The organism is Pseudomonas simiae (genome assembly GCF_900111895.1).
In the GTDB taxonomy this organism is placed as follows: Bacteria; Pseudomonadota; Gammaproteobacteria; order Pseudomonadales; family Pseudomonadaceae; genus Aquipseudomonas; species Aquipseudomonas simiae.
This window is the reverse complement of record NZ_FOKB01000006.1, coordinates 120,727-146,651: the sequence shown is the minus strand read 5'-3', so window position 1 is coordinate 146,651 and position 25,925 is coordinate 120,727. Positions and strand designations below refer to the sequence as shown.

23 protein-coding genes are annotated in these 25,925 nt (G+C 60.5%); 14 read left to right on the top strand and 9 right to left on the bottom strand.

Going from position 1 to position 25,925, the window contains the following annotated elements; all coding sequences use genetic code 11:
• Positions 1–6: 6 nt before the first annotated feature.
• Both BMZ57_RS19485 and hslO read right to left on the bottom strand, forming a co-directional pair.
• Positions 7–1,548, bottom strand: a complete 1,542-nt coding sequence (locus BMZ57_RS19485; RefSeq protein WP_045791411.1) for a phosphoenolpyruvate carboxykinase — start codon at positions 1,546–1,548, stop codon at positions 7–9.
• A 179-nt stretch (positions 1,549–1,727) separates the two neighbouring features.
• Entirely contained in the window at positions 1,728–2,630 is a 903-nt protein-coding gene (gene hslO, locus BMZ57_RS19480) for an Hsp33 family molecular chaperone HslO (protein ID WP_010214086.1), read from the bottom strand.
• Positions 2,631–2,734: 104 nt separating this feature from the next.
• Between hslO and BMZ57_RS19475 the strand changes: the two genes are divergently transcribed.
• Entirely contained in the window at positions 2,735–3,535 is an 801-nt protein-coding gene (locus BMZ57_RS19475) for a phosphatase PAP2 family protein (RefSeq protein ID WP_010214087.1), read from the top strand.
• Between the two features lie 39 nt (positions 3,536–3,574).
• On the opposite strand, the gene BMZ57_RS19470 is transcribed toward BMZ57_RS19475, so the two are convergent.
• Entirely contained in the window at positions 3,575–3,982 is a 408-nt protein-coding gene (locus BMZ57_RS19470; protein WP_010214088.1) for an RNA-binding S4 domain-containing protein, read from the bottom strand.
• Between the two features lie 115 nt (positions 3,983–4,097).
• Here BMZ57_RS19470 and rimA point away from each other — a divergent pair, with 115 nt between their 5' ends.
• The 3 genes from rimA to rimK are packed head-to-tail and all read left to right on the top strand — an operon-like array spanning position 4,098 to position 6,275.
• Positions 4,098–4,877, top strand: a complete 780-nt coding sequence (rimA, locus tag BMZ57_RS19465) for a S6 modification regulatory phosphodiesterase RimA (RefSeq protein WP_010214089.1) — start codon at positions 4,098–4,100, stop codon at positions 4,875–4,877.
• Between the two features lie 13 nt (positions 4,878–4,890).
• Positions 4,891–5,373 carry a retropepsin-like aspartic endopeptidase RimB gene (gene rimB / locus BMZ57_RS19460; protein WP_016979043.1) on the top strand — a complete coding sequence of 161 codons (483 nt, stop codon included), beginning with the start codon at positions 4,891–4,893 and terminating at the stop codon, positions 5,371–5,373.
• Positions 5,370–6,275 (top strand): 30S ribosomal protein S6--L-glutamate ligase, encoded by a 906-nt coding sequence (rimK, locus tag BMZ57_RS19455; protein WP_010214091.1) that lies wholly within the window; start codon positions 5,370–5,372, stop codon positions 6,273–6,275. Before rimB ends, rimK begins: the two co-directional genes overlap by 4 nt.
• A 140-nt stretch (positions 6,276–6,415) precedes the next feature.
• Here the strand turns inward: rimK and BMZ57_RS19450 are convergent, their stop codons facing one another.
• Together BMZ57_RS19450 and ompR are read right to left on the bottom strand one after the other, a co-directional pair.
• Positions 6,416–7,729 carry an ATP-binding protein gene (locus BMZ57_RS19450; protein ID WP_021491614.1) on the bottom strand — a complete coding sequence of 438 codons (1,314 nt, stop codon included), beginning with the start codon at positions 7,727–7,729 and terminating at the stop codon, positions 6,416–6,418.
• 117 nt (positions 7,730–7,846) lie between these two features.
• Positions 7,847–8,587: an osmolarity response regulator transcription factor OmpR gene (gene ompR, locus BMZ57_RS19445; RefSeq protein WP_010214095.1), complete on the bottom strand. Its 741-nt coding sequence runs from the start codon at positions 8,585–8,587 to the stop codon at positions 7,847–7,849.
• A gap of 357 nt (positions 8,588–8,944) precedes the next feature.
• Between ompR and BMZ57_RS19440 the strand changes: the two genes are divergently transcribed.
• The 7 genes from BMZ57_RS19440 to tauD all read left to right on the top strand — a co-directional run bounded on the left by BMZ57_RS19440 (position 8,945) and on the right by tauD (position 17,149).
• The gene (locus BMZ57_RS19440; RefSeq protein ID WP_069672852.1) at positions 8,945–11,269 is read left to right on the top strand and encodes a Tex family protein; all 2,325 of its coding nucleotides are present in this window, start codon (positions 8,945–8,947) and stop codon (positions 11,267–11,269) included.
• Entirely contained in the window at positions 11,269–11,652 is a 384-nt protein-coding gene (locus BMZ57_RS19435; RefSeq protein WP_010214097.1) for a PaaI family thioesterase, read from the top strand. Before BMZ57_RS19440 ends, BMZ57_RS19435 begins: the two co-directional genes overlap by 1 nt.
• Positions 11,653–11,866: 214 nt before the next feature.
• Positions 11,867–13,450: a glutamate--cysteine ligase gene (gshA, locus tag BMZ57_RS19430; protein ID WP_010214098.1), complete on the top strand. Its 1,584-nt coding sequence runs from the start codon at positions 11,867–11,869 to the stop codon at positions 13,448–13,450.
• Positions 13,451–13,691: 241 nt separating this feature from the next.
• Positions 13,692–14,669 (top strand): taurine ABC transporter substrate-binding protein, encoded by a 978-nt coding sequence (gene tauA, locus BMZ57_RS19425; RefSeq protein WP_010214099.1) that lies wholly within the window; start codon positions 13,692–13,694, stop codon positions 14,667–14,669.
• A gap of 16 nt (positions 14,670–14,685) precedes the next feature.
• A complete protein-coding gene (gene tauB, locus BMZ57_RS19420; RefSeq protein ID WP_021491618.1) occupies positions 14,686–15,465 on the top strand; it encodes a taurine ABC transporter ATP-binding subunit in 780 nt (259 codons plus the stop codon).
• On the top strand, positions 15,462–16,298 hold the full coding sequence (tauC, locus tag BMZ57_RS19415) for a taurine ABC transporter permease TauC (RefSeq protein WP_045791412.1): 837 nt from the start codon (positions 15,462–15,464) through the stop codon (positions 16,296–16,298). Before tauB ends, tauC begins: the two co-directional genes overlap by 4 nt.
• A 14-nt stretch (positions 16,299–16,312) precedes the next feature.
• A complete protein-coding gene (tauD, locus tag BMZ57_RS19410; protein ID WP_010214103.1) occupies positions 16,313–17,149 on the top strand; it encodes a taurine dioxygenase in 837 nt (278 codons plus the stop codon).
• A 128-nt stretch (positions 17,150–17,277) separates the two neighbouring features.
• Here tauD and mgrA read toward each other — a convergent pair whose 3' ends face one another.
• The 4 genes from mgrA to epsC all read right to left on the bottom strand — a co-directional run bounded on the left by mgrA (position 17,278) and on the right by epsC (position 23,129).
• A complete protein-coding gene (mgrA, locus tag BMZ57_RS19405; RefSeq protein ID WP_010214105.1) occupies positions 17,278–18,315 on the bottom strand; it encodes an L-glyceraldehyde 3-phosphate reductase in 1,038 nt (345 codons plus the stop codon).
• 108 nt (positions 18,316–18,423) lie between these two features.
• Entirely contained in the window at positions 18,424–19,752 is a 1,329-nt protein-coding gene (locus BMZ57_RS19400) for an OprD family outer membrane porin (protein WP_083266245.1), read from the bottom strand.
• 179 nt (positions 19,753–19,931) lie between these two features.
• Positions 19,932–21,893, bottom strand: coding sequence for a choline transporter BetT (betT, locus tag BMZ57_RS19395; RefSeq protein ID WP_175439651.1), 1,962 nt, complete (start codon positions 21,891–21,893; stop codon positions 19,932–19,934).
• Positions 21,894–22,202: 309 nt separating this feature from the next.
• A complete protein-coding gene (gene epsC, locus BMZ57_RS19390) occupies positions 22,203–23,129 on the bottom strand; it encodes a serine O-acetyltransferase EpsC (RefSeq protein ID WP_021491621.1) in 927 nt (308 codons plus the stop codon).
• A 165-nt stretch (positions 23,130–23,294) separates the two neighbouring features.
• Between epsC and BMZ57_RS19385 the strand changes: the two genes are divergently transcribed.
• The 3 genes from BMZ57_RS19385 to tcyL all read left to right on the top strand — a co-directional run bounded on the left by BMZ57_RS19385 (position 23,295) and on the right by tcyL (position 25,922).
• Entirely contained in the window at positions 23,295–24,287 is a 993-nt protein-coding gene (locus tag BMZ57_RS19385) for a D-cysteine desulfhydrase (protein ID WP_010214110.1), read from the top strand.
• A gap of 175 nt (positions 24,288–24,462) precedes the next feature.
• A complete protein-coding gene (gene tcyJ, locus BMZ57_RS19380; protein WP_010214111.1) occupies positions 24,463–25,257 on the top strand; it encodes a cystine ABC transporter substrate-binding protein in 795 nt (264 codons plus the stop codon).
• Positions 25,257–25,922, top strand: coding sequence for a cystine ABC transporter permease (gene tcyL / locus BMZ57_RS19375; RefSeq protein WP_010214112.1), 666 nt, complete (start codon positions 25,257–25,259; stop codon positions 25,920–25,922). The genes tcyJ and tcyL overlap by 1 nt, the downstream gene beginning before the upstream one ends.
• Positions 25,923–25,925 lie beyond the last annotated feature (3 nt).

The following is a 25,925-nucleotide window of genomic DNA, read 5'->3' as shown; positions in this document are numbered from 1 at the left end:
CGAATCTTACAACTTAGGACCCGCAGCCTTGATCGCATCGCTCACTTCAAACTTCTTGAAGTTTTCGATGAACAGACCCGCCAGCGCCTTCGCCGCTTCGTCATACGCAGCCTTGTCAGCCCAGGTATTACGTGGGTTCAACAGGCCGGTCTCAACGCCTGGCACAGCCAGTGGCACGTCGAGGTTGATGGTGTCGAGGTGTTCGGTTTCTGCACCGATCAACGCACCGCTCTGGATCGCTGCGATGACGCCGCGAGTAGTCGGGATGTTGAAGCGCTTGCCGACGCCGTAGCCGCCGCCGGTCCAGCCGGTGTTGACCAGGTAGACCTTGGAGCCGAAGCCACGGATGCGCTTGATCAGCAGCTCAGCGTATTCGCCAGCCGGGCGCGGGAAGAACGGTGCGCCGAAGCAGGTGGAGAAGGTCGACTTGATGCCACCGCCGGAACCCATTTCGGTCGAACCCACCAGTGCGGTGTAGCCGGAGAGGAAATGGTAGGCCGCTTGTTCTTCGCTGAGGATGGACACAGGTGGCAATACGCCGGTCAGGTCGCAGGTCAGGAAGATCACTGCGTTTGGCTCGCCGCCCAGGTTCTTCTCGGAACGCTTGGCAACGTGCTCCAGCGGGTAGGCGGCACGGCTGTTCTGGGTCAGGCTGACGTTGGTGTAGTCGGCGTGCTTGGCATCGTCGATCACCACGTTTTCCAGCACGGCGCCGTGCTTGATGGCTTTCCAGATGACGGGCTCGTTCTTCTCGGACAGGTCGATGCACTTGGCATAGCAACCGCCTTCGATGTTGAACACCACGCCTTCGCCCCAGCCGTGTTCGTCGTCACCGATCAGGTAACGGCTTTCGTCGGCGGACAGGGTGGTTTTACCGGTGCCCGACAGACCGAAGAACAGGGTCACGTCGCCTGCTTCGCCAATGTTGGCAGCGCAGTGCATCGGCAGCACGTCGGAAGCCGGCAGCAGGAAGTTCTGCACCGAGAACATGGCTTTTTTCATTTCACCGGCGTAACGCATGCCGGCGATCAGCACTTTCTTCTGGGCGAAGTTGAGGATCACGCAACCGTCGGAGTTGGTGCCGTCACGCTCAGGCACGCACTCGAAGTTGGCCACGTTAAGCACTTGCCACTCTTCACGACCGGCCGGGTTGTACTGGGCCGGGTTGATGAACAGGCAACGACCGAACAGGTTCTGCCAGGCAGTCTGGGTGGTCATTTTCACAGCCAGGTAGTGGTCTTCGGAAGCCCCTACGTGAACGTGGGAAACGAAGTGCTCTTGCGCGTTGTTGAACGCCTCGACGCGAGCCCACAGGGCATCGAACTTGTCGGCCGGGAACTTGCGGTTGATCGGGCCCCAGGCGATAGCGTCCTGGGTAGTAGGCTCTTCAACGATGAAACGGTCGACCGGCGAACGGCCAGTACGGTGACCGGTTTCGACGACCAGCGCGCCAGTATCGGCGAGCACGCCTTCACCACGCTGCAGGGCTTCTTTAACCAGATCGTCAACACTCAGATCGGTGTATACGGCGTTGTTGGCTTGCGTCATGAGGTTCCCCGTCGGCCTATGGCCGAGTGCTCCAAACGTTTTGTAGTAGAAAGTTGCGCACTACTACCGCGAAAAAAGTGGGCCGGATTATGCCAGAAAAGCCCAAAAAGAGTAGGGCCCTCCCGTCAGAACTGCGCTAATCCGGCGTTTGTCAGGTGATTTACCTGTGCTTAAACGTTTTAGTGGCGGGTGTCGGAAGGGGTGTCGATGCCTGCACCGGCGAACAATTGGGCGACGTCGGCGGCATCGAACAGGTAGCGCTGGTTGCAGAACTGGCAGTCAATCTCGATATGCCCGCCGTGCTCCACTACCAAATCCTGCGCATCTTCCAGGCCCAGGCTGACCAAGGCGTTGGCCGAGCGCTCGCGCGAGCAGCTGCAATGGAAACGCAGGCCCTGTTCGTCGAACAGCCGCACGGCCTCTTCGTGGTACAGGCGATGGAGAATGGTTTCGTTGTCCAGGCCCAGCAGTTCTTCAGCTTTCAGGGTGTCGGCCAGGGCGATGATGTGGCGCCAGCTTTCAGCACGATCATCGTCGTCCTTGATGCGGTCAGCCGGCAACTGCTGCAGCAACAGGCCACGGGCACGCTTGCCGTCAGCGTTAAGCCAGAACTTGGTGCCGACTTGCTGGGACATTACGAAATAGTTGGTGAAGCAATCCGACAGGGTTTCGCCGTCCAGGTCGACGATGCCTTGATAGCGCTGGCCCTCGGTCGGATCGACGGTGATGGCCAACACGCCGTTGGCCATCAGGTCAGACAAGGTGGCGTCCGGGGCAATCTGGTCGGCTTCGTAACGGGCCAAACCACGGATTTCACGCTCGCTTGAGCATTCGATCATCAGCATCGGCACCGGACCCTCGGAACGCGCCTGCAGGATCAGCAACCCATCGAATTTCATGGTGCCCACCAGCAGCGCCGCCGCCGCCATCAGCTCACCGAGCAATTGCGCGACCGGCTCCGGATAGGGGTGCTTGGCGAGGACTTCGGCGTAGCTGCGCTCCAGCGAGACCAGTTCGCCGCGGGCGTCGTTCTCGTCGAAGATGAAGCGTTGGGTGAAGTCGGTATCCGGTAGATCAGTCATAGGTCTGGGTATCTGAATTGATGACAAATTGATTACAAGGTTTATAGAATTAAACGCTTTAGCACCATTTTGGTGCGATTTTCTAGGGCCGTGGGGGACAGTTTATGAACAATCCGGGTTTGTTCCAAGCCAAGTGGAACCTCGGGCGATGGGCCTTTTGCAATCTACTCGCTATCGGACTGCTGTGTTTTTGGCTGTGGCCCACGGGGCAGATGCTGTGTGTGCTTTTCGACGAGTGGCTGTTTCATCTGCTCAATGACCCGCTGGCAAGCAACTCGACCTGGCTGCACGTATGGGCTGTCGCCAGTTTGCGACCGTTCGACGCGGTGGTTGGAGTGATTCTGCTGTCGCTGTTGATTCGCGGCGACTGGGTATTCAAGGCCGTGCAGGTGCGCCAGGCACTGCTAGGTTTTATTGGCATTCTGCTGCTCTTGCTGTTTATCCGCATGCTGTTTTCCAAATTCGCTGCGCATATGGGCTGGCAACACAGTAGCCCGTCAATGGTGATCAGCGGAGCGATCCAGATGAGCGACTTCTTCCCGGGGCTGGAGAAAACCTGGGAGTTGAAGGACCGTTCGAGCCAGAGTTTTCCAGGCGATCACGCTTCGGTGCTGTTGATCTGGGGGATGTTCATGACGGTGTTCGCCAAGCGCATCGGCCAGGTGCTGGTGATCTGGGGCCTGGCACTGTTGTTCATGATGCCGCGCCTGGTGGCGGGCGCGCATTGGGGCCAGGATGACTACATTGGCGGTGTATTGCTGGCGCTGTTGGCGTTGGGGTGGGGGTACTACACGCCGTTTGCGGCGAAGGTATCGAGTGGGTTGTTGCGGGTGACGGCGCCGGTGTTTGGGCTGCTTCAACACCTGCCGCTGATTGGTCGATTGAGTGTGGTTCGCCCAGCATGATGGCCAAGGGTGAGGGAGCTTGCTCCCTCACTGTCGCAGTCAGTCATCATTGCCACTGCCGCGAAACTTGAACAGATCACGACGCTGCTTCTTGCTCGGCTTGCCATCCGTGGTCATGCCTGTGGCGCCCGCCTTGCGCATTGCCGCCGCATTTTCACGCTTGGCAATGCTGGCTTCGGTCTCGGTGTACAACGCCTGCGCTTCAGGCGCGCCACGGCGCACGATGGAAAGCGCCTGAACCACGACTGTCTTTTCATCAAACCCGACACGAATCTGGAATTCATCGCCGATGCGCGGTTCCTTGCCTGGCTTGCAGCGCTCGCCGCGATGGTGCACCTTGCCACTCTCGATAGCAGCTTTGGCCAGGGCGCGGGTTTTATAGAACCGTGCCGCCCATAACCACTTGTCCAATCGGACCTTTTCTTCCTCTTCCTGCTTTTGAGCCACTTGAATTCCTCGCTCTGAAAAATGTCGCAACTTTACCGTTGAAACCCTTCGACGCATAAACCCCAAGGCTCACCTAAGATACGCCAGGTACACCCTGTTTTCGCGAGGATACGCCGTGACCGACTTTCCCATTTCACTCACCTCGCCCGACCAGCGGTGCGTGGGCTGCCAGCAAAGCGAGCCCTTGGGCTTTGATTTCGCTTTCGCTTACCAGCCTATCGTAGACCTTCGGGATCATTCTATTTTCGCCCACGAAGCCTTGGTGCGGGGTACGCAAGGTGAAGGCGCGTTGTCGGTACTTGAACAGGTCAATGAACACAACCGTTACCGCTTCGACCAGCGTTGCCGTACACAGGCCATTGCCGGGGCTGCTGCATTGGGGATGCAAACCCGCTTATCCATCAACTTCATGCCCAATGCCGTATATCGGCCTGAGCTCTGTATTCGCAGCACCCTGGAAGCGGCGCAGGCACATAACTTTCCGCTGGATCGCTTGATTTTCGAGACTCTGGAACACGAGCACATAGATAACTATCGCCATTTGACGAATATTCTGCGTGAATACCGCGAATTCGGCTTCATGACCGCCATCGACGATTTCGGCGCGGGTTATTCGGGGCTGAATCTGCTGGCCGATTTCCAACCTGACTTGATCAAACTCGACATGGCGCTGATCCGCGATGTCGACCAGGACCGTGTCCGCCAGGTGATCGTCCAGGGGATTGTCACAATCTGTGAGCAGTTGGGGGTTACTGTCATCGCCGAAGGCATCGAAAGTGCCGGCGAGCGCGACTTCCTGTTCGATTGCGGAATATTTCTGATGCAGGGCTACTGGTTCGCCAGGCCCGCATTCAAAGCGTTGGCCGAGGTTTCTCCTCAGGCCTGGGCGAATTAACCGGTTACCCATATTGAAGACATTTGACCATTTGACCGTTGTGGGTCTGCGTGAGTGGGTGGCACTTCCCGACTTGGGAGTGGCAGGCCTGCGCGCGAAGATCGACACCGGCGCCAGCACCTCAAGCCTGCACGCTACCGATATCGAGCCGTTTGAGCGCGACGGTGAGAAGTGGGTGCGTTTTACCGCGCACCTGGGCAGCGTTGTGCAACTGCGTCACCGCCGCTGCGAAGCACCCTTGGTGACGATGAAAACCATCAAAAGCTCCAACGGCCACGCCCAGGTGCGTTATGTCATCAGCACCACGCTGGCGCTGGGTGACAGGGTGTGGCGGGTGGAGTTCACCCTGGCCTGCCGCAAAGCCATGCGTTACCGGCTGTTGCTGGGCTCCAAAGCCTTGATTGACGGCCAACTGGTGGTCAACCCCGGCATCAAGTACGTTCAAGACAAGCCGGTGTTCCCGGTCTCTACTCTTTCTGTCCCAGGTGCTGCATGAAGATTGCTGTGCTGTCGCGAAACCCGCGTCTGTATTCCACCCGCCGCCTGGTTGAGGCCGGCACCGAACGTGGCCACGAAATGGTGGTGATCGACACGTTGCGTGCCTATATGAACATTGCCAGCCACAAGCCGCAGATCCACTACCGGGGCAAGCCGCTGGAGGGGTTTGATGCCGTGATCCCTCGCATTGGTGCCTCAGTAACGTTTTATGGCTGCGCGGTCTTGCGTCAGTTTGAAATGATGGGGGTGTTTCCCCTTAATGAATCGGTCGCCATAGCCCGTTCACGGGACAAGTTGCGTTCGCTACAGTTGTTGTCGCGCCGAGGTATCGGCCTGCCGGTGACTGGCTTTGCCCACTCCCCCGATGACATCCCCGACCTGATCGACATGGTCAACGGTGCCCCCCTGGTGATCAAGGTGCTGGAAGGCACCCAGGGTATCGGCGTGGTGCTCTGTGAAACCGCGACGGCGGCCGAATCCGTGATCGAGGCGTTCATGGGTCTCAAGCAGAACATCATGGTTCAGGAGTACATCAAGGAAGCCGGCGGCGCGGATATCCGCTGCTTCGTGGTGGGCGACAAGGTGATTGCGGCGATGAAACGCCAGGCCAAGCCGGGGGAGTTCCGCTCCAACCTGCACCGTGGCGGCAGCGCCAGCCTGATCAAGATCACCCCGGAAGAACGCATGACCGCGCTGCGGGCAGCCAAGGTGATGGGGTTGAGCGTGGCGGGCGTGGATATCCTGCGCTCCAATCACGGGCCATTGGTGATGGAGGTGAATTCGTCACCGGGCTTGGAAGGCATTGAAACCACCACCGGCAAGGACGTGGCAGGGATCATCATTCAGCATCTGGAGAAGAATGGCGGGCCGAATATGACCAGGACCAAGGGCAAGGGCTGATAAGAAACGGCGTTTGAAACAACGCAAAACCAATGTGGAAGCGGGGTTGCTCGCGAAGGCGTAGTGTCAGTCAGACCACCTGTGACTGATACACCGCTTTCGCGAACAACCCCGCTCCCACCTATGGCCTGCGTTGTTGCTTAGACCGCGTCTCGGGGTAGCATCAGGCCAAGCGGCAAGCGTACCCGCGCTTCCAGGCCACCCTCTTCTCGATTGCGCAGCTCAACATTGCCGCCATGCATCGATGCAATCCGCCGCACAATCGCCAGCCCCAAGCCGGTTCCCTTGCCACCTCGTGCACGGTCGCCGCGGGTGAAGGGGTTGAAGATACCTTCCAACTCGTCCGGGTCGATGCCTGCGCCCCGGTCCATCACGCTCAGCACCACATAAGGTGCAGCACTGTCGCCGGACACATACGCCGCCACTTCTACATCGGAACCGGCGTGATGCAAGGCGTTGCCGATCAGGTTGTTCAACAGGCGCTTCATCGATACCCGACGCAAGGCAAACGGCTGGATCGGCTCCAGGCGCATGCGCACCTGCTCACCATTCTGGTTGTAGGGCGCGACCACCTCACGCACCAAGTCCGTCAGGTCGACTTCTTCCACCACTTCATCACGGCCATCCCGGATAAACGCCAGGAACTGGTCGAGAATCGCATCCATGTCCTCGATGTCGCGGACCATGTCATCGGTGAGGTCCGTATGGTTGCCCATCAACTCCAGAGACAAGCGCAGTCGCGTCAACGGTGTGCGCAAGTCATGGGACACCCCCGCCAGCATCAACTCGCGCTCGCGCCCGGCCTGTTCGACGTCCTCCGCCATCTGGTTGAACGCGCCGTACACCTCGGTCATCTCGCTGGGCGTGTCGCTGACCGGCAGGCGCACGCTGCGGCCCTGGCCCAATTGACGGGCGGCGAACACAAGGCGTTTAAGCGGCTGGTTGAGCTGGCGCACGAAAATCCACGCCGACGCCGTTGACAGCAAGCCGATCGCCAGGAACCAACCCAACACATTCCAAATCTTCTGCCCCCGAAGCGGATGCGGGTACAGCGGCACTTTCAGCCAGTCCTCGCCCAGGCTTGGCGCACGCACCCACAATGCCGGCGACACATGCATGCGCAGCCGTACCTCGGTGTCTTCACCCAGTTCGGCCTGCATCTGGCGTTGGTAGATTTCACTGTAGGGCCAATGCTGCTCGCCCTCCGGCACTCCCGCACCGGCGACACGTACCAGGGTCGCGGCCTTGGCGATCTTCTCGCGGTTCTCAGGGTCTGCCGCCCAATAGGCGCGCAGCGTCAGGGCGACACCGTGGCTGTATTGTCGATCCACCAGCACGTCCTCGTTCATCAACAGATAAACCAGTGTGAGTGCCTTGGAAAACAGAACGACGATCAGCACCAGCCAGAGGGTGCGGGAGAAGAAACTTTGGGGGAACCACAGCGGGGTTTTCATAGAAGACTGCTAGATACCTTGCAGAAACGAGCGGCGCTCGCAGAATTGCAGACGCCGGGCATCCCGTCGACCCTCATGGAGTCAAACGCCAGGATGCCCCCCCCTGCAAATCACCGGTCAACTGGTTTTATTGCCGTCCGGAACAAACACATAACCGACGCCCCACACCGTCTGGATATACCGCGGCTTGGACGGGTCCGGCTCGATCATCCGACGCAGACGGGAGATCTGTACGTCGATGGACCGCTCCAGCGCATCCCATTCCCGGCCACGGGCGAGGTTCATCAGCTTGTCGCGAGTCAGCGGCTGGCGAGCGTTCATCACCAGGGCCTTGAGCACGGCGAATTCGCCGGTGGTCAGCATGTGCACTTCATCGCCACGCTTTAGCTCACGGGTCGCCAGCGACAGTTCGTAGTCGCCAAAGGTGACGCTTTCGTCTTCGCTGCCTGGTGCACCCGGTACCGGGGCTGCCTGGCGACGCAACACGGCCTTCACCCGCGCCATCAGCTCGTCAGGGTTGAAAGGCTTGGCCAGGTAGTCATCGGCGCCCAGTTCGAGGCCCTTGATGCGACTCAGCTCATCACCCTTGGCGGTGAGCATGATGATTGGAATCTGGTTGTTTGCGCCGCGCAGGCGTTTGCAGGCGGTCAGGCCGTCTTCGCCGGGCAGCATCAGATCGAGTACGACCAGGTTGAAGACTTCACGCCCCAACAGACGGTCCATCTGCTCGGTGTTCGGCACCGCACGGGCGCGATAGCCCTTGGAGTTGAAGAAACGCTCCAGCAGGCTGCTCAGCCCCGGATCGTCGTCAACGATGAGAATTTTTTCGCCTTCAGCAGTTTGTGCAGTGCTGCTCATTAGATGCTCCTCTTATCTCGGCGCGCATTATGGCCTAGCTGCCGTTATACGCACCGTGTGCATTGTTAGCAGATTTTTCCTCAACTGCCAGCGAACCCGCGCCCTACAACCGTTGGCGCAATCCCCCCCAAGGGCAGAACGCTGGTTATAATGCGGCGCCGTCGCGCAGGGCAACGTCCGATCGTTACCGTTTGATGCCGAGGCTTTTTTCACCCCGCTTGTGTGATTTTTTCGATTTCGAGGGTCAATAGGCTGCCTCTTGACCCAGGCAGCGGCGCCAGTCGGGCCGCTCAACCAGCCTCCCAGGGCCTTGTTTTCCGGGCCTGCGAGCTGCTTTTCAGAATTTCAGGTGGTTTTATGGACAGCATCAACAGCCGCATCGCCGAGGAACTCGGTGTACGCCCACAACAGGTCGAAGCGGCCGTCGCTCTACTGGATGAAGGCTCCACCGTGCCCTTCATCGCCCGTTACCGTAAAGAAGTGACCGGCAGCCTCGACGACACCCAACTGCGTCACCTGGAAGAGCGCCTGCGCTACCTGCGAGAACTCGACGAACGGCGCATCAGCATCCTCGCCAGCATCGAGGAACAAGGCAAGCTGACCCCGCAGTTGGAACGCGATATCAAACTCGCCGACACCAAAACCCGCCTCGAAGACCTCTACCTGCCGTACAAGCAGAAGCGTCGCACCAAGGGCCAGATCGCCCTGGAAGCCGGCCTGGGCGACCTCGCCGACGGCCTGTTCAACGACCCGTCGCTGACCCCGGAAACCGAAGCCGCGCGCTTTATCGACGCCCAAAAAGGCGTCGCCGACGTCAAGGCCGCCCTCGAAGGCGCCAAGTACATCCTCATGGAGCGCTTCGCCGAAGACGCCAGTTTGCTGGAAAAACTGCGTAACTATTTGAAGCAAGAAGCCATCCTCAGCGCCCGCGTCATCGCTGGTAAAGAGGAGGAAGGCGCCAAGTTCCGCGATTACTTCGAACACGACGAACCGCTGAAAAGCATGCCGTCCCACCGTGCGCTCGCCATTTTCCGTGGCCGCAACGAAGGTATTCTCAGCTCCGCGCTGAAGGTCGGCGACGAATTGCCGGGCACCATGCACCCGTGCGAAGGCATGATCGGTCAACAATTCGGCATCCAGAATCAGAACCGTCCTGCGGACAAGTGGCTCGGTGAAGTGGTGCGCTGGACCTGGAAGGTCAAGCTCTACACCCACCTGGAAACCGACCTGCTCGGTGAGCTGCGCGACGGCGCCGAGACAGAGGCGATCAACGTGTTCGCCCACAACCTGCACGACCTGCTGCTGGCCGCCCCGGCCGGCCCGCGCGCCACTCTGGGCCTCGACCCGGGCCTGCGTACCGGCTGCAAGGTCGCCGTGGTCGACTCCACCGGCAAGTTGCTGGACCACGCCACGGTGTATCCGCATGTACCGCACAACAAATGGGACCAGACCCTCGCGATCCTGGCCGCCCTGTGCGCCAAGCACGCGGTGGACCTGATCGCCATCGGCAACGGCACCGCCAGCCGTGAAACCGACAAACTGGCCGCCGATCTGATCAAGAAATACCCCGCCATGAAGATGACCAAAGTCATGGTCTCCGAGGCCGGCGCTTCGGTGTACTCGGCGTCGGAACTGGCCTCCAAGGAATTCCCGGACCTCGACGTGTCGATCCGTGGCGCGGTGTCCATCGCCCGTCGCCTGCAGGATCCACTGGCCGAACTGGTCAAGATCGACCCTAAATCCATCGGCGTCGGCCAGTACCAGCACGACGTGTCGCAGCTGAAACTGGCACGTGGCCTGGACGCAGTGGTGGAAGACTGCGTAAACGCCGTCGGCGTGGATGTGAACACCGCCTCCGTCGCCTTGTTGGCGCGTATTTCCGGCCTCAACGCCACCCTGGCGCAAAATATCGTGAACCACCGCGACGAAAACGGCGCGTTCAAAACCCGTGCAGCGTTGAAAAAAGTCGCACGCCTGGGTGAAAAAACCTTCGAACAGGCCGCCGGTTTCCTACGCGTAATGAACGGCGACAACCCGCTGGATTCCTCCGCGGTTCACCCGGAAGCGTACCCACTGGTGCAACGCATCGCCGCCGAGACCGACCGCGATATCCGTTCGCTGATCGGCGACGCCGCGTTTCTCAAGCGCCTGGATCCCAAGAAGTACACCGACGAAACCTTCGGTGTACCGACCATCACCGACATCCTGCAAGAGCTGGAAAAGCCGGGCCGCGACCCCCGTCCCGAGTTCAAGACCGCCGAGTTCCAGGACGGCGTCGAAGACCTCAAGGACCTGGAGCTGGGCATGATCCTCGAAGGCGTGGTCACCAACGTGACCAACTTCGGCGCGTTTGTGGACATCGGCGTTCATCAGGACGGTTTGGTGCATATCTCCGCGCTTTCGGAGAAGTTCATCAAGGATCCGCGTGAAGCGGTAAAAGCCGGTGACGTGGTCAAGGTCAAGGTCATGGAAGTCGACATCCCGCGCAAACGCGTTGGCCTGTCGATGCGCATGAGCGACACCCCTGGCGAGAAAATCGACGGTGCCCGCGGCGCACGTCCTGGTTCGGCGCCGCGCCAGTCGCAAAACAACGCGCCGCGCAAGGAAACGGCCACCACCGCGCCAAGCAACAACGCCATGGCCTCGCTGTTTGCCAACGCTAAACAGTTGAAGAAACGCTGATGGAAATCCCGGCCGGTTTGACCCAGAGCGCGTTCAGCGAACTGATCGGCTGCCGCCTGCAACGCCTTGAGGAAGGCGTTGCCGAGGTGGCCCTGACCCTGGAGCCGCACCTGCGCAACCGCGCGGGCAAGCTCCATGGCGGGGCGATTTTCAGCCTGGTGGACATTACGATGGGGCTGGCCTGCTCCAGCGCCCATGGTTTCGACCAACAAAGTGCGACCATCGAGTGCAAGATCAACTATATCCGAGCCGTGTCTGACGGTGACGTGCTGTGCACCGGTCGGGTGATCCATGCCGGTCGTCGCACGTTGGTGGTCGAAGCGGACGTGTACCAGGACGAAAGACTTGTCGCAAAAGCACAGGGCACCTTCGCTGTCCTATAGCTCCCCACCCCCGATTTGAGTTAATTTCGGCGCTGCAATCACGGCGTCGGAATTTTCTCGCCGCGCTGTAGCCAAATTCATGGAGTGAAGTCGGCATTTTCAGAGCGGGTTAAATCGACTCTAAACCAGGCGATCACGCCAGTTTTAACTTCACCCTTGTAGACCGTCCTGCCCACCCCCATATTGGGGCGACTGACGCGTGAAGGAATCCAACTTGAGCGAACTTCTCAACCGCCGCCTGGCCCTGCTCGGCAAGCGCGAACACCTCTCCCTGCTAGAGCAGTGCTTGCACGGCATCGAGCGCGAATGCCTGCGTGTCACCGGTGAGGGTCGACTGGCGCAAACGCCGCACCCTGAAGCCCTGGGCGCCGCGTTGACCCACGAACAGATCACCACCGACTACTCGGAATCGCTGCTGGAGTTCATCACTCCCGCCCTGCCCAACCCGGCCGATACCCTGAGCAGCCTGGACAAGATCCATCGTTTTGCCTACACCAAGCTCGGCAGCGAATACCTGTGGAGCCCTTCGATGCCGTGCCCGTTGCCGGCCGAGGAAGACATTCCGATTGCCTACTACGGCACGTCCAACATCGGGCAGCTCAAGTACGTGTACCGCAAGGGCTTGGCGCTGCGTTACGGTAAGACCATGCAGTGCATCGCCGGCATCCACTACAACTTTTCCCTGCCGGAACAGTTGTGGCCGCTATTGAAGGAAACTGAAGGATTTGTCGGCACTGACCGCGACTACCAGTCCAATGCCTATATCGCGCTGATCCGCAATTTCCGTCGCTACAGCTGGTTGCTGATGTACCTGTTCGGTGCTTCGCCTGCGCTGGACGCCGGTTTTCTGCGCGGTCGCTCGCACCAATTGGAGGTGTTGGACGCCGATACGCTGTACCTGCCCTACGCCACCAGCCTGCGCATGAGCGACCTGGGTTACCAGAGCAACGCCCAAGCGGGCCTGACGCCGTGCTACAACGATCTGAGCAGCTACACCGATAGCCTGCGTGAAGCGGTGGCAACGCCCTACGCGCCGTACGTCGAAGTCGGCACGCATAAGGACGGTGAGTGGGTTCAGCTCAACACCAACATCCTGCAGATCGAGAACGAGTACTACTCCAACATTCGCCCCAAACGCGTGACCTACACCGGCGAACGGCCGATCCAGGCGCTGATGGCCCGTGGCATTCAGTACATCGAAGTGCGTTGCCTGGACATCAACCCGTTCCTGCCGATGGGTATCGACCTGCCGGAATCGCGCTTCCTCGACGCGTTCCTGCTGTACTGCGCGTTGAACGACAGCCCGCTGTTCGCCAACAACGAGTGCGGCAATGCGACCTCCAACTTCCTCAGTGTGGTCAAGGAAGGTCGCCGCCCCGGCCTGCAATTGCAGCGTCAGGGCCAGGCAGTGGACATGAAGGAATGGGCCGCCGAGCTGCTGGAGCAGATTGCTCCGTTGGCTGCTTTGCTCGATGAAGCCCACGGCATCACCGAACACAGCCAGGCGCTGGACGCTCAGTTGGCCAAGGTCGAGGACCCGTCCCTGACGCCATCGGCACAGGTGCTGGCGGCCATGGCCGAGCGCAAAGAGAGTTTTGCGCAGTTCTCCCTGCACCAGAGCCAACTGCATGCCGAGCACTTCCGCAAGGAGCCCTTACCGGCTGAAGAGCAGGCACGCTTTGAAGAGCTGGCGCGTCAGTCGCTGGTGCAGCAGGCGGAGCTGGAACAGAACGAAGTGGGCGATTTTGATGTGTTTGTCGGGTCATACCAGGCGAGCATTCTGGCGATCAGCAACTAAATCCTTTCGCGGTCCGCTGTGGGAGCTGGCTTGCCTGCGATAGCATCAACTCGGTCTATCTGGAATACCGAGTTGTCTGCATCGCAGGCAAGCCAGCGCCCACATTTGCCCCTCAGCCTGAAGACCGGGTCCCACTTTTCTGCTCATAAGCTAATTCGAAAACGTTATTTATTTTCGGATTCTTAGATCATTTAGTCTCCTCGCATGCCGACCCTCGGCCGCCTGATTGAGGAGCTTCCCCTTGAAACTGCTTACCCCTTTGCGCCTCTTGGCCGCATTGTCCCTGGCCGGTGCCAGCCTGTTTGCCCAGGCGGCGGATGTGACCATTGCTTACCAGACCACCGTAGACCCGGCCAAAGTCGCCCAGGCCGACGGCGCCTACGAAAAAGCCACTAACGCCAAGATCAACTGGCGAAAATTCGACAACGGCGCCGACATCATCGCCGCCATTGCGTCCGGCGACGTGCAGATCGGCTACCTCGGTTCCAGCCCGCTGACCGCGGCGATCACCCGCAAAGTGCCGGTGGAAACCTTCCTCGTCGCCACCCAGATCGGTGGTGCCGAAGCCTTGGTGGCGCGCGACGGCTCGGGGATCAACGGCCCGCAGGACCTGATCGGTAAAAAGGTCGCGGTGCCCTTCGTGTCCACCGGGCACTACAGCTTGTTGGCCGCGCTGAAGCACTGGAACATCGACCCGTCCAAAGTGACCATCCTCAACCTCGCACCACCGGCGATCATCGCCGCCTGGAAGCGCGGTGATATCGACGCGACTTACGTGTGGGACCCCGCCCTGGGCGTGGCCAAGGAAAACGGCAAGGTGCTGATCACCTCTGGCGAACTGGCCAAGTTCGGCGCGCCGACCTTCGATGCCTGGATCGTGCGTAAGGATTTTGCCGAGAAGCACCCGCAAATCGTCACGGCTTTTGCCAAAGTCACCCTGGATGCCTACGCCGCCTACCGCAAAGACCCGCAAGCCTGGCTCGCCGACAAAGGCAACGTCGACAAACTGGTGAAACTCTCCGGCGCCAAGGCCAGCGACATCCCGCTGCTGCTGCAAGGCAACGTCTACCCGCTGGCCGCCGACCAGGTGACCCTGCTGGGCGCACCGACTACCCAGGCCGTGACCGACACCGCTGCGTTCCTCAAGGAACAAGGCAAGGTCGACGCCGTGCTGCCGGACTACGCCCCTTACATCAGCGCCAAGTTCATTACCCACTGATCAGGAGTTAATTGCGATGGCCTTGCTACAACTGGAGCGCATCAGCGCACAGTACCCAGGCGCCACAGAACCGGTACTGTCCGACATCTCACTCGACCTGGGGCCCCAGCAATTGCTGGTGGCCCTCGGCCCGTCCGGCAGTGGCAAGACTTCGCTGTTGAACCTGATTGCCGGCTTTGTCGAACCGTCTGCCGGGCGCATCACCCTCGATGGCGTGCCGGTCAAAGGCCCGAGCGCCGAGCGCGGCGTGGTGTTTCAGGATGACGCCCTGCTGCCCTGGCAGGACGTGCTGGCCAACGTGGGTTTCGGCCTGGAGCTGGCCGGCGTGTCCAAGGCACAACGTGAAGTGCGCGCTCGGGAAATGCTGGCCCTGGTGGACCTGGCCGGCTTCGACAGTCGTCGTATCTGGCAGCTCTCCGGTGGGCAGAAGCAACGCGTCGGCCTGGCCCGCGCGCTGGCTGCCGATCCTCGCGTACTGCTGATGGACGAACCCTTCGGCGCCCTCGATGCCTTCACTCGCGAACAGATGCAGGAGCTGCTGCTGCAAGTCTGGCGGCGCACGGCCAAGCCAGTGTTCCTGATTACCCACGACATCGAAGAGGCGGTATTCCTCGCCACTGACCTGATCCTGCTGGCGCCCAATCCCGGCCAGATCGTCGAGCGTCTGAGCCTGGACTTCGGCCAACGCTACGCTGCCGGAGAGTCGGCACGGGCGATCAAGTCCGACCCGCGTTTTATCGAAACCCGCGAACACGTGTTGGGCAAAGTGTTCTCCCAACGGCAGGTGTCCGCATGAGCAGCTACGAACTTCCCGTCATGACCGCCAAGCCGGCGGCGCACGCGCCTATCCCCGTGCGTCGCAGCTTGAGCACGCGCTGGATCAGCCTGCTGACCCTGGTCGCCTTGCTGATCATTTGGTGGGCCGTGACCGCTACCGGTGTGATCGAACCACTGTTCCTGCCGCCGCCGTCCGCCGTACTGCAAAAAGGCTGGCTGCTGGCGACCACGGGCTACATGGACTCCACCTTGTGGCAACACTTGAGTGCAAGCCTCAGCCGCATCGGCCTGGGCCTGGGGTTTGCGGTGCTGACCGCCGTGCCGGTGGGGATCGCCATCGGCTCCAGCCGTATCGCCCGTGGCATCCTCGACCCGCTGATCGAGTTCTATCGACCGATCCCGCCGCTGGCCTATCTGCCGCTGATCGTGATCTGGTGCGGCATTGGCGAGCTGTCCAAGGTGCTGCTGATTTACCTGGCGATCTTCGCGCCGATTGCCATCGCCACCGCCACCGGTGTGCGCACTGTCGACCCGGCCAAGCTGCGCGCGGCGCAGTCGTTGGGCGCCACCCGTGCCCAGTTGATTCGCCATGTGATCCTGCCGAGTGCCCTGCCCGACATCCTCACCGGCGTCCGCATCGGCCTGGGGGTGGGCTGGTCGACATTGGTCGCCGCCGAGTTGATCGCCGCCACCAGCGGCCTGGGCTTCATGGTGCAATCGGCGGCGCAGTTCCTGGTGACCGATGTGGTGGTGCTGGGCATCCTGGTCATCGCCCTGATCGCCTTCGCCATGGAAATGGGCCTGCGTGCCCTGCAGCGTAAATTAGTGCCCTGGCATGGCCAGGCACATTGAGTGATGAGAACAGTATGAGCAGCCTCACCATTACCCCCTTGAGCACCGCCTTGGGCGCCCAGATCAGTGGCGTCGATATCACCCGCCCGCTGAGCCTCGAACAGCGCGACGCCATCGAGCAGGCGTTGCTCACCCACTCAGTGCTGTTCTTCCGCGGCCAGGAAATCAACCCGCAACAACAGGCACGGTTCGCGGCGAATTTCGGTGACCTGCACATCCACCCGATCTACCCCAACGTGCCGGAACAGCCTGAAGTACTGATCCTCGATACCGCCGTCACCGACGTGCGCGACAACGCCGTATGGCACACCGACGTGACCTTCCTGCCCACTCCGGCACTCGGTGCGGTCCTCAGCGCCAAGCAGCTGCCAGCATTTGGCGGCGATACGCTGTGGGCCAGCGGGATTGCGGCGTATGAGGCGTTGTCCAAGCCGTTGCAGCGGTTGCTCGATGGGCTGACGGCGACCCATGACTTCACCAAGTCCTTCCCACTGGAGCGCTTTGGCAACACCGCCGAAGACCTGGCGCGCTGGGAAGAAACCCGCAAGAAGAACCCGCCGCTGTCACACCCGGTGGTGCGCACGCATCCGGTGAGCGGCCGCAAGTCGCTGTTTGTGAGTGATGGGTTTACCACCAGGATCAATGAGCTGGAGCCGGCGGAAAGCGAGGCGATCCTGAAGCTGTTGTTTGCCCACGCAACACGCCCGGAGTTCACCATCCGCTGGCGCTGGCAGGAAAATGACGTGGCGTTCTGGGATAACCGCGTGACGCAGCATTACGCGGTGGACGACTACCGGCCGCAGCGGCGGGTGATGCATCGCGCGACCATTCTTGGGGATGTACCTTTCTAGAGACAACCAGCGATCAAAAGGTAGGAGCGGGCTTGCTCGCGAAGGCAGAGTGTCAGTCAACAGATTCAGCGACTGATCCACTGCATTCGCGAGCAAGCCCGCTCCCACATTGACCGTGTTACGCCAGGTTATTCAGCAGTAGATGGCTTTTCCCACAAGTTGATCCCACCTTCCTGCGCAAACCGATCAATCTCCGCCAGTTCTTCCGCGCTGAAGCTCAGGTTCTTCAACGCACCGACGTTCTCGATAATCTGCTCCGGCCGGCTCGCACCAATCAGCGCACTGGTGACCCGTGGATCACGCAGGGTCCAGGCCAACGCCAGTTGCGCCAGGCTCTGGCCACGACGCTGGGCGATTTCATTCAGCGCCCGCACGTGGGCGATGTTGGCTTCGGACAGGTGCTTGGCCTGCAGCGAACCACCGCCGGGACGGTTCACCCGCGCATCCGCCGGTACGCCGTTGAGGTACTTATCGGTCAGCAGCCCCTGGGCCAACGGCGTGAACGCGATCACGCCAGCGCCGAGTTCTTCGGTGGTGTCCAGCAGGTCTTTTTCCACCCAGCGGTTGAGCAAGTTGTAGGCTGGCTGGTGAATCAACAGCGGCACTTTCCACTCTTTCAGCAGCGCAGCGATTTCGCGGGTTTTGACACCCGAGTAGGACGAGATGCCGATGTACAACGCCTTGCCTTGTTGCACGGCGGTGGCGAGGGCGCTGGCGGTTTCTTCCAGGGGGGTGTCGGCGTCAAAACGGTGGGAGTAGAAAATATCCACGTAGTCGACACCCAGGCGTTGCAAGCTCTGGTCGAGGCTGGCCAGCACGTATTTGCGCGAACCACCGCCCTGGCCGTAGGGGCCGGGCCACATGTCCCAGCCGGCTTTGCTGGAGATGATCAGTTCATCACGGTAATGCTTGAAGTCTTCGCGCAGCAAACGGCCGAAGTTGATTTCGGCGCTGCCGTAGGGCGGGCCGTAGTTGTTGGCCAGGTCGAAGTGGTTGATGCCCAGGTCAAACGCGGTGCGCAGCAGGGCACGCTGGGTGTCGATCGGGGTGCTGTCGCCAAAGTTGTGCCACAGGCCCAGGGACAGCGCCGGCAGCACTAATCCACTGCGACCTACGCGGCGGTACGGGATAGATTCATAGCGGTTTTCGGCAGCAATGTAAGTCATCGAATCCTCTCTTGGACGTCGGCAAATAAGGCCTGGGAATAAGGCTATTCCCGGGCCTTTCAACCAGCTGAATCGCTTAAGTCTGCCCGTCCTTTTTACAGCAATTTCCTACCAGAGTGGAACGACATAGCTGACATAGAAGCGGTTTTCATCTTGCACGGTCGCGCCGCTGATATCCGGGCTGGCGTGGGCGTTTTTCCAGGTAACGCCCAGGCCCTTGAGAGAGCCGGTGGGCACTTGATACGCCACGGCGACGTTGCGTTCCCATTCGCTGGTGGTGCCTTGCGCCGTTCGGATGTCATCGCCGTGGGCGTAGGCGGCTGAGAACGTCAGGCCGGTGAGGCCGAGTTTGCCGAAGTCATATTTGTACTGCGCCAGCCAAGTGCGCTCGCCGGCGTGCTGGAACTTGTTCAATTGCAGGTTGGTGAGTGCCGGAGTGTCAGCGCCTGAGCCTGGCCCCTGGCGGTTGTCGCCACTGTTCAGGCCGGAATCCAGGTACGGGAAGTCGCTGTCACCGCTGTTCTTCTGGATACCCAGACCGACGGTATGGCCGTCCAGGCTGTAGCTCTCAAGCAAACTGGCGGTGGTCTGGTTGATGCGTCCCTTGCTCGCGCCGTCGCCGTAGAGGCCAGAGGATGCGTAGTCATTGTCGCCAGCCGCGTTGCCGCCCACACCCAAACTGCGGAACACACGCAGATCGGTGTCGATCGCGCCCACGGACAAGGCGTCATGCCGCTTGGCGCCCAGGAAGAACTGCTGGTAGTAATCCTCAAGGTTGGAGTACCACAGACTGACCGTGGTGTTCTGGATGCCGGTGTAATCCGCACCGCCAAACAGGAAGCGATCGCTCTGTTGGGTGCCCCCGGCGGTGATCATGCCTTGGTCGCCGGTTTCGTTGCGGATCTTGGTCTTGAAGATATCGCCGCCGGTGAAAGTGAAGTCGCTGAGGTCCTTGGACACCAGTTGCACACCGGTGTTGGTCTGCTGGTACAGGCGCCCGTCCGTGTTGGCGAGTATCGGATTGTTGCCGTAGAGCGTGCCGACACGCAGTTCATCCTGGGCGAAACGCATCTTGAACGTCGGGCTCAACACACCGAACTGGTCAGCGGACTTGCCGTTGTCCAGCGGAAACATGCTGCCGGGGTAGCGGCCCTGGTGATCCTTGTCGTTGAGGTCGCCACCGGAGTCCAGCTTCAATCCATAGAACGCCTGCAGGTCCAGGCCAAAACCCACCGGGCCTTCGGTGTAGCCGGACTTGAAGTTGAACTCGAACCCCTGGCCCCAATCACGAATGCTGTGGGCCTTGGCGTTGCTGTTCACCACATCGCGCCCCTGCTGGTTCAGGTAGCGATTGAGCAAGGTCACATCGGCGTGGCTGTCATCGATAAAGTCGGCGTGGGCGGACAGCATAAAGCTCGCCATGGCGGCACCCACCATAGGGCTTATCAACGTCTTCATTGTTACCGGTCTCCGTCACTGTGCTGAAATGAAAGCGTCAAACGCTTCACACAATTACGCAGTGGCCAGATGACAGTTCCGCGTCAAAACAGCGCCTTGACGGATGAAATTAAGTTTAAAAAAGCCCCGTAGAACGGGGCTTTGCGGGGAGTTGAGCGTCAGCGCACCAAGTGCAGGAACTGCAGGTGCCGCTCGTACTGGTCGAGGATGTCGTTGATGATCTGTTCCTTGGTGTAGCCCACCAGGTCATAGTCCTGGCTGCCCTCGGCCAAGTGCACTTCCGCACGGTAGTAGCGGCGGTTGTTGATCTCTTTGGAGCCCATGCCACCACGGGCAAATGACGGCGTGAAGTAGCCGCGCATCTGCACCAGGTAGACGAATGGACGCTCCTCGCCATGGCCGATTTCCAGGCTGACGCTGTCGTTGGACGGGTCAGGCTGAGTGACCACGTTCAGGCCTTTCTCGACGAACACCGCCGTCACCTCTTCAATCGCCGGGCGAACCGTCGATTCAAGGAAGCGATACACCTCATCCCGCGAAGGGAAGTGCACCGCCTGGCTCAAGCGCTGACGCCAGCCACCACGCCCCTTGCGTGCAGCAGAGACCGGTGCCAGCGAATGCAGCTGGGCGATCTGCTTCTGCGACTCCAGGTAGAACGCCTTGTGCAGCCCCCACATCATCAGCAGCAGGATCATCGAAAACGGTAACGAGGTCAGCACCACCGCTGACTTGAGCGAATCAATACTGCCCGCAAACAGCAAGGCACTGGTGACCAGCGCGGTCATCGCACCCCAGAACACCCGCAGCCATTTCGGCCCGTCTTCATCGGCGTTGCCACCTTTGGACGACAAGGTAGACAGCACCACGGTGCCCGAGTCGGCGGAGGTCACGAAGAACACGAAGCTGATGAACACCGTGACCGCGATAACCGTCTTGCTCCACGGGTAAGTTTCCAGCAGCAGGTACAGACTCATCGACGGGTCATCGATGGCCGACTGGCCGAGTGCGACCAGCCCGTGGTTGAGCACTTGGTCGATGGCGCTGTTGCCGAAAATCGACATCCACGCCAGGGTGAAACCCAGCGGGATCAGCAGCACGCCGAACACGAACTCGCGGATGGTACGCCCCCGGGAAATACGCGCGATAAACAGGCCCACAAACGGCGACCATGCGATCCACCAGGCCCAGTAGAACACCGTCCAACCGCCGAGCCAGTCGCTGGGCTTGTCATAGGCGTACACGTCGAAACTCTTGGTCGGCAAGGCGCCCAGGTAGTCACCGATGTTCTGGATCAGGGTGTTGAGCAAATGCTGGGTGGGCCCGGCGAACAACACGAACAGCAGCAGCGCACAGGCCAGCAGCATGTTGATGTCGGACATCACCCGCACGCCTTTGTCGACGCCGGCCACGGCGACGATGATCGCGGCGCCCATCATCAGCGTGATCAAACCGACCTGGATCCACTGGGTATGGGCGATGCCAAACAGGTAGTCGAGGCCGGAGTTGAGGTGCAACACGCCGAAGCCCATGTCGGCGCCAAGCCCGAACACCGTAGCGATGATGCCAAAGCCATCCACCGCGTAACCGATCGGACCGTTGATGCGCTTGCCGATCAGCGGGTACAGCGCCGAACGCAGCGCCAGCGGCAAGTTATGCCGGTAGGCGAAATACGCCAGGGCCATGCCGACAAACGCGAACACCCCCCAACCGTGCAGGCCCCAGTGCAGAAACAGGATCTGCATGGCCTGGCGGGCGGCATCGGCGTTCATCGGTGCGCCTTGCGGCGGTTGCACCAGGTGTGTCAGCGGCTCGGACACGCAGAAGAAAAACAGCGTGATGCTGATCCCTGCGGCGAACAACATGCCGGCCCAGGACAGGTAACTGAATTCGGGCTCGTCGTGGTCGGCACCGAGTTTTATCTTGCCGTAGCCCGATAGCGCGGTGACCACCACGAAGACCAGATACAGGGTCATCGCCAGCATGTAGTACCAGCCGACCGTATTGGCCGCCCAGTTTTGCGCCGCCAGCAGCCAGGCACCGGCCTGTTGCGGGATAGCGATGACAGTGATACCGAACAGCAGGATAAACGTCGCGGCAAAGTAGAAAACCGGCGCATTCATGCGCACTTGGCCGCTGGTAGGGGTGGACGATGCACTCATGAACGATGCACCCCGAGGGTATGAGATGTGGCTGTAAATAACGGACTCAGCAAAGGTAAGCCTCCTGTTGTGAGCGGGCAGCGAACCACCGGGTTTAACTTGAACGAGCATTCAAGTTAAACATAGGAAGGCGGTCTGGGACTAATCGCAGGGCCGAGTGGTAGATAATTCCTACACTAGCTCAAGGACTGGTATGACGGGTGCGGGAGGCAAATCGTTCAGCGATTACTGGCACAAATACGCGCTCCCACAGAGGATTGTGCGGGTTCGTTACTTTTGCGCGCCATCCTCATGCTGCAGGTTCGCCTGGGTGATATTCGCCCCCGCCGGCACGCTGCGGGTCAGCCACACGTTGCCGCCAATGGTCGACCCCTTGCCGATGGTGATGCGCCCCAGAATCGTCGCGCCGGCGTAGATCACCACGTCATCCTCGACAATCGGGTGACGTGGGTGGCCTTTCTGCAGCTGTCCGTCCTCATCCGCCGGGAAGCGCTTGGCGCCCAAAGTCACGGCCTGGTAGATGCGCACACGCTCGCCGATGATCGCGGTCTCGCCGATCACCACGCCGGTCCCGTGGTCGATAAAGAAGCTCGGGCCGATCTGTGCGCCGGGATGGATATCGATCCCCGTGGCCGAATGGGCGATCTCGGCGCTGATCCGCGCCAACAGCGGCAAGCCGGCGCGGTACAGGTGGTGAGCCAGGCGGTGGTGAATCACCGCCAGGACGCCGGGGTAGCACAACAGCACTTCATCCACACTGCGCGCGGCCGGGTCGCCGTGGTAGGCAGCCAGCACGTCGGTGTCCAACAAGCTCCGCAGGGACGGCAAGGCCAGGGCGAAATCCTGGATCAGGCGAATGGCGAGCGCATCGACTTCGCTGTCATCCTTGGCGCCCTGCCGTGCGGCGTAGCGCAGTTCCAGACGGGCCTGGCCGAGCAAGGCATTCAACGCCACATCGAGGGTATGGCCGACGTAGAAATCTTCACTCTCTTCACGCAGGTCCACCGGCCCCAGGCGCATGGGAAACAGTGCACCGCACAACGACTCGAGAATCTGCGCGACCGCCTCGCGGGACGGCAACTCGCGGCCGCCATGCTCGCCACTCAAACGCCCATTGCGCGTTCGCCACTGGTCCCGGGCGCTGCGCAGTTGGCTGACGATGGTCTGTAATTGCCAATGACTGGAACGCTCACTCACGGTACTCACTCCTGAGGAAATGGCCATCACTTTACGGTATGCACCCTGGCCGCCCTTAAGAACCAATGGTGTGGTATCAAGAACCATCAGGAATAAGCGATTGACGGTTGCCCGATGAAAAGTGCCTGCCTATAGTCGCCCCATACTTATCAACCGTGCGTAGCCATGATCAAACAACAGCTCGACCGTTTTAACCGCCTGGAACTGCTGGGCGGCGCCACTGCCCTGGAAAAACTGGAGCGGCTGTCGGCCTGGTTGGGCAGGGACATCTACGTCAAGCGCGACGACACCACACCGCTGGCCATGGGCGGCAACAAGCTGCGCAAACTTGAATACCTCGCCGCAGATGCCATCGCCCAAGGCGCCGACACCCTTGTAACCGCTGGCGCTATCCAATCCAACCACGTGCGCCAGACCGCCGCGCTGGCCGCCAAACTCGGCCTGGGCTGCGTGGCCCTGCTGGAAAACCCCACCGGCACCGAAGACCCCAATTACCTGGGCAACGGCAACCGTCTGCTGCTTGAGCTGTTCGACGCCAAAGTGGAACTGGTGGAGAACCTCGACAACGTCGACGACCAACTCAACGCCCTCGCCGACCGCCTGCGCAACAACGGCAAGAAGCCATACCTGGTGCCGATCGGCGGCTCCAATGCCCTCGGTGCATTGGGTTATGTACGCGCCGGGCTGGAACTGGCCGGGCAAATCGAAGACAGCGGCATCGAGTTCGCCGCGGTCGTCCTGGCCTCCGGCAGCGCGGGGACGCACAGTGGCTTGGCGTTGGCCTTGAGCGAAGTGCTGCCGAACCTGCCCGTGATCGGTGTGACCGTCTCGCGCACCGACGAAGCCCAGCGCCCGAAAGTAGCAGGCCTGGCCGAACGCACCGCCGAGTTGCTGGGGGTGGAGATTCCCGAGGCGTTCAAGGTGATTCTGTGGGACGAATACTTCGGCCCGCGCTACGGTGAACCGAACGCCGGCACCTTGGCAGCGATCAAGCTGCTGGCGAGCCAGGAAGGCCTGCTCCTGGACCCGGTCTACACTGGCAAGGCCATGGCCGGCTTGCTGGATGGCATCGGGCGTCAGCGATTTGAAGACGGGCCGATCATTTTCCTGCATACCGGTGGCGCGCCAGCGTTGTTCGCTTATGACTCGGCATTCTAAAAAAACGGACCCGGTTATTCTTAAAGCGAATAACTGATTTATTTTATATTATTTTCAAGTCTTAAAAACCGGCCTTATAGTCGCGCCGTAGGCGAAGACGCGCTACGCGCTTTAAGGCAGGATACGACCACTGCGTCACCTGCTTCGCTCAACATAAAAAACACAGGGGCTCTTCATGACTATTTCTGTATTCCGTCGCACGTTGTTGGTTGGCACTTTGGGCCTGGCACTCGGGGCTGGCCTGCTGGGCCAGGCAGTGGCTGGCGAGCAGTTGGATAACATCAAGAAAGCGGGCGAGATCAAGATCGGCCTGGAAGGCACCTACCCACCGTTCAGCTTCGTCGATGAAAGCGGCAAACTCAGCGGTTTCGAAGTGGAGCTGTCCGAAGCGCTGGCCAAGGAGCTGGGCGTGAAGGTCAAGCTGCAGGCCACCCCATGGGATGGCATCCTCGCCGCCCTGGAATCCAAGCGTCTGGATGCGGTCGTCAACCAAGTGACCATCTCTGAAGAGCGCAAGAAAAAGTACGATTTCTCCAAGCCTTACACCGTCTCCGGTATTCAGGCGCTGGTCCTGACCAAGAACGTCGGCACCATCAAGACCGCTGACGACCTGGCTGGCAAGAAAGTCGGTGTGGGCCTGGGTACCAACTACGAGCAATGGCTCAAGGACAATCAGCCTAAAGCCATCATCAAGACTTACAACGACGACCCGACCAAGTTCCAGGACCTGCGTATCGGCCGTATCGACACCATCCTGATCGACCGCCTGGCCGCCCTGGAATACGCCAAGAAAGCCAAGGACACCTCGGTGACCGGCGACGCCTTCTCCCGTCAGGAAGCCGGTATTGCCCTGCGCAAAGGCGAGCCAGAACTGCTCGACGCCGTGAACAAGGCCCTCGACAAACTGCGCGCCGACGGGACCTTGAAGAAGCTGTCCGAGAAGTACTTCAACGCTGACGTCACTCAATAATGGAAGCAGGTTTCCAACTCGCGCTGGACTCCGCGCCCTTTCTGCTCAAGGGCGCGTATTACACGGTGATCCTCAGCCTCGGCGGGATGTTTTTCGGTTTGCTGCTGGGCTTCGGCCTGGCCTTGATGCGCCTGTCGCGCTTCAAGCTGGTGAGCTGGCTCGCCCGAGTCTACGTGTCGTTCTTTCGCGGCACGCCCTTGCTGGTGCAGCTGTTCTTGATCTACTACGGCTTGCCGCAAGTGGGCATCGAGCTGGATCCGATCCCCGCCGCCATGATCGGCTTTTCGCTGAACATGGCCGCCTACGCCTGTGAAATCCTGCGCGCCGCCATCGGTTCCATCGAGCGCGGCCAATGGGAAGCTGCGGCCAGTATCGGCATGACCCGCGCGCAGACCCTGCGCCGGGCCATCCTGCCGCAGGCCATGCGCACGGCCTTACCGCCGCTGGGCAACAGCTTCATTTCGCTGGTCAAGGACACGGCGCTGGCGGCCACTATCCAGGTGCCCGAGCTGTTCCGCCAGGCGCAATTGGTGTCGGCACGGACCTTCGAAATCTTCACCATGTATCTCTCCGCAGCCCTGATCTACTGGATTTTGGCGAGCATCCTGGCGCATTTGCAGAATCGCCTGGAAGACCGGGTCAACCGGCATGACCTGGAGTCCTGAAGC

Coding starts and splice junctions, on each gene's coding strand:
- ompR (WP_010214095.1), bottom strand. CDS start 8,587: ATGAGCAGCACTGCACAAACTGCTGAAGGCGAAAAAATTCTCATCGTT.
- BMZ57_RS19485 (WP_045791411.1), bottom strand. CDS start 1,548: ATGACGCAAGCCAACAACGCCGTATACACCGATCTGAGTGTTGACGAT.
- BMZ57_RS19440 (WP_069672852.1), top strand. CDS start 8,945: ATGGACAGCATCAACAGCCGCATCGCCGAGGAACTCGGTGTACGCCCA.
- tauC (WP_045791412.1), top strand. CDS start 15,462: ATGAGCAGCTACGAACTTCCCGTCATGACCGCCAAGCCGGCGGCGCAC.
- BMZ57_RS19475 (WP_010214087.1), top strand. CDS start 2,735: ATGAACAATCCGGGTTTGTTCCAAGCCAAGTGGAACCTCGGGCGATGG.
- BMZ57_RS19385 (WP_010214110.1), top strand. CDS start 23,295: ATGATCAAACAACAGCTCGACCGTTTTAACCGCCTGGAACTGCTGGGC.
- tauD (WP_010214103.1), top strand. CDS start 16,313: ATGAGCAGCCTCACCATTACCCCCTTGAGCACCGCCTTGGGCGCCCAG.
- hslO (WP_010214086.1), bottom strand. CDS start 2,630: ATGACTGATCTACCGGATACCGACTTCACCCAACGCTTCATCTTCGAC.
- tcyJ (WP_010214111.1), top strand. CDS start 24,463: ATGACTATTTCTGTATTCCGTCGCACGTTGTTGGTTGGCACTTTGGGC.
- mgrA (WP_010214105.1), bottom strand. CDS start 18,315: ATGACTTACATTGCTGCCGAAAACCGCTATGAATCTATCCCGTACCGC.
- rimK (WP_010214091.1), top strand. CDS start 5,370: ATGAAGATTGCTGTGCTGTCGCGAAACCCGCGTCTGTATTCCACCCGC.
- BMZ57_RS19435 (WP_010214097.1), top strand. CDS start 11,269: ATGGAAATCCCGGCCGGTTTGACCCAGAGCGCGTTCAGCGAACTGATC.
- BMZ57_RS19400 (WP_083266245.1), bottom strand. CDS start 19,752: ATGGTGGGTGCCGCCATGGCGAGCTTTATGCTGTCCGCCCACGCCGAC.
- tcyL (WP_010214112.1), top strand. CDS start 25,257: ATGGAAGCAGGTTTCCAACTCGCGCTGGACTCCGCGCCCTTTCTGCTC.
- BMZ57_RS19450 (WP_021491614.1), bottom strand. CDS start 7,729: ATGAAAACCCCGCTGTGGTTCCCCCAAAGTTTCTTCTCCCGCACCCTC.
- tauB (WP_021491618.1), top strand. CDS start 14,686: ATGGCCTTGCTACAACTGGAGCGCATCAGCGCACAGTACCCAGGCGCC.
- betT (WP_175439651.1), bottom strand. CDS start 21,893: ATGAATGCGCCGGTTTTCTACTTTGCCGCGACGTTTATCCTGCTGTTC.